This window comes from Actinosynnema sp. NPDC023658, assembly GCF_040639995.1.
Taxonomy (GTDB): Bacteria; Actinomycetota; Actinomycetes; order Mycobacteriales; family Pseudonocardiaceae; genus Actinosynnema.
Window position 1 is genome coordinate 1 of record NZ_JBFAAX010000356.1, and the last position, 6,048, is coordinate 6,048.

Genomic DNA, 6,048 nt, shown 5'->3' on the forward strand with positions numbered 1-6,048 from the left:
TCATGACGATCGCCGGTCCGGACGTCGAGATACCCAGGACGGCGCTCACGTCGTTCGTCCTGCAGCACGCGGAGGAGCACGGCGACGCGATCGCGCCCCGTCCGGCGTCGAGGCCGCGGGGCGCTCCCGGTGCACGCCCGAGACCGGCTCCGCTGCCCGTCGGCTCGTCAACGCGGTCCACTGTGGACACGCGATTCGCGGCCGAAGACCGGCCGCGATGGTGAGTGGAGCTCGTGTTAACGGTCGTCCGTGCCGCCGATCAGGGTCGGGTTCGCCGGACGGACATGAGGAAGGCCCGGAAAGGACCGTCACCAAAGGTCAATCTGCTACCTGGGCGTTTGCTGTCCCTGACGCTGGTCGTGCTCCGTCCCACGGCCAGCTCGACGCAGTTGTTCCCCGCGCCGGAGTAGGTGCTCTTGCGCCACGTCTTGTCGTTGTTCATGTGTCCTTCAGTGCGGTTGCCAGTTTTCTGATCAGCGAAGCCGACTCCTTGGGCGACAGGGCGACCTCGCTCACCATTTCGTCGAAGTGCAGGAGGTACTTCTGCACGTCGGCGCGATTGTCCACCCACTTACCACCACCCGCGTACTCCAGGTACACGGCCGAAGGATCACTGTCCTCGAAGCGGAGAGCGGTCGCGCCACCACCCGACATGGTTCCGTGAGCGCCGGCGCCGAACGGAACCACTTGGATGGTGATGTTGTCCTGCTTCCCCTTCTCGAGCAAATGCGACAACTGCTCGCGCATGACGGCCTGGCCCCCCACGACCCGGTGCAGGGCCGCCTCGTCGATCACCGCGTGCAGCCGTAACCCGGGCAGCCTGCGCTGCCGGTTGGCCAAGGCCGCGGACACCTGTTCCGCGGAGACCGACGCGTCCATGAACCGCTGACCCGCGACCCTGATCGCCGCCGCGTAGGCGGGCGTCTGGAGCAGACCGGGGATGACGATCATCTCGATGGTGCGCACCTCCGTCGCGTCCGCCTCCTGGCGGGCGTAGGTGCGCGCCTCCGGGGTGAACGCCGCCGCGTACACCAGGCGGGTGCCGTCCTGCTTCGCGTCCTCCCACAGGGCTTCCGCCTCCCGCCGTTCCGCATCGGTCGCCCCGTAGAGGCCCAGCAGGGCACCCAGTTCGGTCCAACTCGGACTGATGTAACCGTTCTCCATCCGCGACAGCGTCGACTGCGTCTTCCGCGTCAGCGCGTGGTAGTCGACCTCGGTCTTGCCCGCTCGTTTGCGCAATGCGTTGAGGAACTGTCCGAGCTTGCGCTTGCGTCGGGTTTGGACGGCTGCCATGCGGATCGCTCCTCGCTGGAAAAAGAACTGCGAACACCTTAGTGCGGTTCCCCATCCCGCCCGGTTTCACTCGATCGAGCGTGTCAAGGTGCATATACGCCCCAATAGCGTGAACCCACCGGCACCACCCGTCCGGAGTCGGCGGGTCTCCCGCCGACCGCCGCGGGTGGTCCCGTCGGCGTCACCTGTACATCTCCCAGGTCCGGCCGCTGAACGTCAAGGGTTTCCGCCACGCGCGTGAGGTCGATCTCGAAGTGGCGGGCATCCGCGTGTCGCGTGGGGCCCACGATCGGGTGGATCCGCGCGACCGGGGTCCGATGTGGTGCTCCTGGGACGCGTGGTGCCAATGTGGCGATCAAGCCGGAGACCGGCCGGGACGCGGGCTTGACCTTGGAGCGGGGTCCGAGGTTTACCGTCGGGCCATGCGTGTTGCACAGCTGGCCGACGCGGTGGGGATCCGACCGGACACCGTCCGGTACTACGAGCGCGCGGGTCTGCTGGCACCGCCGCCGCGCACCGCGGCGGGCTACCGCGTGTACGACGAGGGCGCGGTCGACCGGATCAGGTTCGTGCGCGGCTGCCAACGCCTGGGGCTGACGCTGCGCGAGATCGCGGACCTGCTGGCCGTGCGCGACACCGGCGTGTGCCCGTGCGAGCCGGCCGAAGAGCTGCTGCACCGCCACATCGCGGAGCTGGACGCGGAGGTGGCCCGGCTGTCCGCCCTGCGCGACGAGCTGACCGACATGGTGCGCGACCTGCCTTCCGGGCACTGCCCGGACATCGACCCGGGCACGTGGTGCCCGCCGGGACCGAGCGCGGGAGGAGGTGATCGGTGATGGGGTGCGAGTGCGACTGCGCGTGCGGCACGGGTTGCTGCTGAGGTGAACGGGGTCGGCGAGGCGCCCGCCGACCCGCCCGCGCACCGTCCACAGTGGGAGCCGACCGCGGTCACGCGGACGTCCACACCGAACGGACTCGCGGGGTTCGCCTGAAATTGTCGGACCACGGGTCCATCATGTCCTGATGGCATACGCGATCGTGGCCGAAGGACTGGTCAAGCGCTACGGGAAGGTGGTGGCCCTCGACGGCCTCGACCTCGTGGTCCCGGAAGGCACCGTCATGGGTCTGCTCGGACCGAACGGCGCGGGCAAGACCACGACGGTCCGCGTGCTCACCACGCTGCTGGAGCACGACGAGGGCAGGGCGACCGTCACCGGGCTGGACGTCGTCACCGATGCCAAGGAGCTGCGCCGCCGGATCGGCCTGTCCGGCCAGTACTCGGCCGTGGACGAGAACCTGACCGGGTTCGAGAACCTCGACATGGTCGGCAGGCTCTACCACCTGGGCCGGAAGGGCAGCCGCGAACGGGCGCGCGAGCTGCTGGAGCGGTTCGACCTCGTGGAGGCCGCCGACCGGGAGGTCAAGGGCTACTCGGGCGGCATGCGCCGCAGGCTCGACCTGGCGGGCGCGCTGGTGGCGAAGCCGAAGGTGCTGTTCCTGGACGAGCCGACCACGGGCCTGGACCCGCGCAGCAGGCTCGGCATGTGGGAGGTCATCTCGGAACTCGTGGCGGGCGGCACCACGCTGCTGCTGACCACGCAGTACCTGGAGGAGGCCGACCGGCTGGCCGACAAGATCGCGGTCATCGACCACGGCAAGGTCATCGCCCTGGGCACCGCGAACGAGTTGAAGGGCCAGGTCGGCGGTGAACGGCTGGAGCTCACCGTCGGCTCCGCGCAGGACGCGGGGACGGCGAAGACCGCGTTGGCCCCGTTGGCGATCGGTGAGATCGCGGTGGACGAGCGTGGACACCGGCTGACCGTGCCGGTGTCGGGCGGCGCCGACGTGCTGGTGGACGGCATCCGGCGGCTGGACGCCGAGTCGATCAAGGTGCTCGACATCGGCCTGCGCAGGCCGACGCTGGACGACGTGTTCCTGACGCTCACCGGGCACGCCACCGAGACCAAGCAGGGGGAAAAGGAAGCATGAGCGCGTTCACGCAGGCGTTGGGCGACGGTGCGGTCGTCGCCAAGCGCAACCTGATCAAGATCAAGCGCGTGCCGGACCTGCTCGTGTTCTCGACGTTGTCACCGATCATGTTCGTGCTGCTGTTCGCGTACGTGTTCGGCGGCTCGATCGACATCCCGGGCATGGACTACCGCGAGTTCCTGATGGCGGGCATCTTCGCGCAGACCGTGGTGTTCGGTTCGACGATCACCGGCGCCGGGCTGGCCGAGGACATGCAGAAGGGCGTCATCGACCGGTTCCGGTCGTTGCCGATGGCGCGGTCGGCGGTGCTCATCGGGCGGACCACGAGCGACCTGGCCAACAACGTCATCGTCATCGTGGTGATGTCGGTGACGGGCCTGATCGTCGGCTGGCGGATCCACTCCTCGCCGCTGGAGGCGCTGGCCGGGTTCGCCCTGCTGCTGCTGTTCGCCTACGCGGTGTCGTGGGGCATGGCGATCGTCGGGCTCATGGTGCGCAGCCCCGAGGTGTTCAACAACGCCTCGTTCATCGCGATCTTCCCGTTGACGTTCATCGCGAACACCTTCGTGCAGGAGAGCAACCTGCCCGGACCGCTGAAGGCGTTCGCGGAGTGGAACCCCGTCTCGGCGGTGACGGCGGCGGCCCGCGAGCTGTTCGGCAACACGAACCCGATGGCACCCGTGGCGGACGTGTGGTCGTTGCAGCACCCGGTGCTGATGACCCTGATCTGGGTGGTCGTGTTCCTGTTGATCTTCGTGCCGCTGGCGATCCGGCAGTACCGCAAGGCCGTCGCCCGATGACCGGATGTTCCGCCACCACGAGGATCGGGGGTCTCGGGGGCAGGTTTTGAATCGGTCTCACGATGGGTAGCCCGGGGCCAGCCCAGCCATGGGAGATCCAGCCAAGGAGGCCGAGATGTCCACCGGCACCACCATCGGCGTGATCATCGCGGTGTTGGTCGTACTCGTCGTGATCGCGGTGTTGCTCAAGGTTGCCATGCAGCGCAAGAGGTTGCGCTCGACGTTCGGTCCGGAGTACGACCGGGCCCTGGAGCGCAACGGCAACCGCATGGCGGCGGAGCGCGAGCTGGCCGAGCGGGAGCGCGAGCACTCGAAGCTGGAGCTGCGCGCGCTGAACGCCGTGACCCGCGAGAACTACACCCGCAACTGGACGCTGGTCCAGGAGCAGTTCGTCGACGAGCCGACCCAGGCCGTGGTGCAGGCGGACCACCTGGTCACCGACCTGATGGCCGAGCGCGGTTACCCCACCGAGGGGTACGAGCACCAGGCGAAGCTGCTGTCCGTCCAGCACGCCCGCACGCTCGACCACTACCGCGAGGCGCACACGATCTACGAGCGCCAGGAGCGCGGTGAGGCCTCGACCGAGGACCTGAGGACCGCGATGGTCCACTACCGCACCGTGTTCGAGGACCTGTTGGGCGACCACCGGGAAGGGGCACGGTCATGACCGAGCAGCGTCAGCACCTCACCACCGAGGACTTCGCCGAGCGCGAGCCCGCCGAGCGGACCACGTTCGACCGGCAGGACACCGGCCGGCAGGACACCGACCAGCAGACCGCGGTCCACCACGACGACGTGGACGGCAACGAGCGGTTCGGCCAGGAGCCGGACGCCTACGGGAAGTCGGGCTCGCACGAGGAGCCGGGCACGTACGACGACCCGGCGACGCGTGACGAGTCGACCGCGCACGACGCGACCGGCTACCAGGAGCAGGCGGCGGGGTACCAGCAGGAGGCCGGGTACCAGGAGCAGGCGGACGACGAGCGGACGCCCGCGGACCGGACCGCGTACGAGGCCCAGACCGCCTACGAAGAGCAGACCGAGCACGACGAGCAGGCGCACCAGGAGTCGGCGGACGCCGAGTCGGCCGTGCGCGACGGGGACGAGCACGACGAGCGCCCCGGTGGCCCGGTCGAGCTGGCCGAGGTCTCCCGGACCGCCGGCGACGCCCCGCTGTTCACCACGGACGACGCGGCGGACTACCAGGCCGAGTGGCGCGCGCTGCAAGCCGACTTCGTCGACGACCCGCGCGAGGCCGTCCAGCGGGCCGACGAGCTGGTGGCCCAGGTGATGCAGTCGCTCGCCACCACGTTCACCCAGCACAAGCACGCGCTCGAAGAGCAGTGGCAGCGCGGCGACGAGGTGCAGACCGAGGAACTGCGGCAGGCCCTCAAGCGCTACCGGTCGTTCTTCGACCGCCTGCTGTCCGTGTAGGCGCGACACCACGACAGCTCCCCGTTGTGCATCCGGCGACCCGGGTGCACAACGGGTGATTACCTCACGTCAGCCGGGCAGTTCCCGGATCTCCATCTCCAGGACGTCGATCTCGTCGCTGATCGCCTCGTCCAGCATCCGGTCGAGCAGCTCGGAGCAGTCCGACGACCCGATCCCGAACCGCGGCACCTGCTCCCACCACACCGCCGGGTTGTTCCAGAACGAGCCGGAACCCTGGTCGACACCTTCGAGGCAGCGCAGCCGCGGGTCGTCGTCCGGCAGCAGGCGGACGTAGTCGATGAACCGGGCCAGGGCGGCCGGGTGGATCACCGGCACCGCGCCGTACCCGCGCAGGCAGTCCTCGAGCTCCGACAGGAACTCCTCTTTGAACGTCATCGCGCCACCCCCGCTTCCCCCGCGGCACTGCGGGTGAGGAGGACTCACGTCCCAGGCCACCCACGGTACCGCCGTCGGGGCACGGTCAAAGTACTGCCAATGGGCGGTTCCGGAACAAGATTCGCTAACGGTGGCC

At 68.9% G+C, this 6,048-nt stretch carries 9 protein-coding genes; 6 read left to right on the plus strand and 3 right to left on the minus strand.

Translation table 11 applies throughout. The annotated features are described in order from the left end of the window. Positions 1-224 (plus strand): hypothetical protein (locus AB0G02_RS26180; protein WP_360798428.1); only part of this gene is annotated, 224 nt, incomplete at its 5' end. Between the two features lie 35 nt (positions 225-259). On the opposite strand, the gene AB0G02_RS26185 is transcribed toward AB0G02_RS26180, so the two are convergent. Next, positions 260-442 carry a DUF397 domain-containing protein gene (locus AB0G02_RS26185; RefSeq protein WP_360798431.1) on the minus strand — a complete coding sequence of 61 codons (183 nt, stop codon included), beginning with the start codon at positions 440-442 and terminating at the stop codon, positions 260-262. Then, positions 439-1,293, minus strand: coding sequence for a helix-turn-helix transcriptional regulator (locus AB0G02_RS26190; protein WP_360798434.1), 855 nt, complete (start codon positions 1,291-1,293; stop codon positions 439-441). Before AB0G02_RS26190 ends, AB0G02_RS26185 begins: the two co-directional genes overlap by 4 nt. A gap of 422 nt (positions 1,294-1,715) precedes the next feature. Between AB0G02_RS26190 and AB0G02_RS26195 the strand changes: the two genes are divergently transcribed. The 5 genes from AB0G02_RS26195 (at position 1,716) to AB0G02_RS26215 (ending at position 5,516) form a co-directional block, all read left to right on the plus strand. Further along, on the plus strand, positions 1,716-2,129 hold the full coding sequence (locus AB0G02_RS26195) for a heavy metal-responsive transcriptional regulator (RefSeq protein WP_360798437.1): 414 nt from the start codon (positions 1,716-1,718) through the stop codon (positions 2,127-2,129). 187 nt (positions 2,130-2,316) lie between these two features. Then, entirely contained in the window at positions 2,317-3,282 is a 966-nt protein-coding gene (locus AB0G02_RS26200) for an ATP-binding cassette domain-containing protein (protein ID WP_360798440.1), read from the plus strand. Further along, positions 3,279-4,082: an ABC transporter permease gene (locus tag AB0G02_RS26205; protein WP_360798443.1), complete on the plus strand. Its 804-nt coding sequence runs from the start codon at positions 3,279-3,281 to the stop codon at positions 4,080-4,082. Before AB0G02_RS26200 ends, AB0G02_RS26205 begins: the two co-directional genes overlap by 4 nt. A 115-nt stretch (positions 4,083-4,197) precedes the next feature. Further along, the gene (locus AB0G02_RS26210; protein ID WP_360798446.1) at positions 4,198-4,749 is read left to right on the plus strand and encodes a hypothetical protein; all 552 of its coding nucleotides are present in this window, start codon (positions 4,198-4,200) and stop codon (positions 4,747-4,749) included. Then, positions 4,746-5,516, plus strand: coding sequence for a hypothetical protein (locus AB0G02_RS26215; RefSeq protein WP_360798449.1), 771 nt, complete (start codon positions 4,746-4,748; stop codon positions 5,514-5,516). The genes AB0G02_RS26210 and AB0G02_RS26215 overlap by 4 nt, the downstream gene beginning before the upstream one ends. Before the next feature lie 69 nt (positions 5,517-5,585). On the opposite strand, the gene AB0G02_RS26220 is transcribed toward AB0G02_RS26215, so the two are convergent. Beyond that, entirely contained in the window at positions 5,586-5,912 is a 327-nt protein-coding gene (locus AB0G02_RS26220) for a hypothetical protein (protein WP_360798452.1), read from the minus strand. Between the last annotated feature and the right edge of the window lie 136 nt (positions 5,913-6,048).

What these genes read in the sequence shown, in the direction of transcription:
- AB0G02_RS26220 (WP_360798452.1), bottom strand. Translation starts at nt 5,912, where the DNA reads ATGACGTTCAAAGAGGAGTTCCTGTCGGAGCTCGAGGACTGCCTGCGC.
- AB0G02_RS26215 (WP_360798449.1), top strand. Translation starts at nt 4,746, where the DNA reads ATGACCGAGCAGCGTCAGCACCTCACCACCGAGGACTTCGCCGAGCGC.
- AB0G02_RS26205 (WP_360798443.1), top strand. Translation starts at nt 3,279, where the DNA reads ATGAGCGCGTTCACGCAGGCGTTGGGCGACGGTGCGGTCGTCGCCAAG.
- AB0G02_RS26185 (WP_360798431.1), bottom strand. Translation starts at nt 442, where the DNA reads ATGAACAACGACAAGACGTGGCGCAAGAGCACCTACTCCGGCGCGGGG.
- AB0G02_RS26200 (WP_360798440.1), top strand. Translation starts at nt 2,317, where the DNA reads ATGGCATACGCGATCGTGGCCGAAGGACTGGTCAAGCGCTACGGGAAG.
- AB0G02_RS26195 (WP_360798437.1), top strand. Translation starts at nt 1,716, where the DNA reads ATGCGTGTTGCACAGCTGGCCGACGCGGTGGGGATCCGACCGGACACC.
- AB0G02_RS26190 (WP_360798434.1), bottom strand. Translation starts at nt 1,293, where the DNA reads ATGGCAGCCGTCCAAACCCGACGCAAGCGCAAGCTCGGACAGTTCCTC.
- AB0G02_RS26210 (WP_360798446.1), top strand. Translation starts at nt 4,198, where the DNA reads ATGTCCACCGGCACCACCATCGGCGTGATCATCGCGGTGTTGGTCGTA.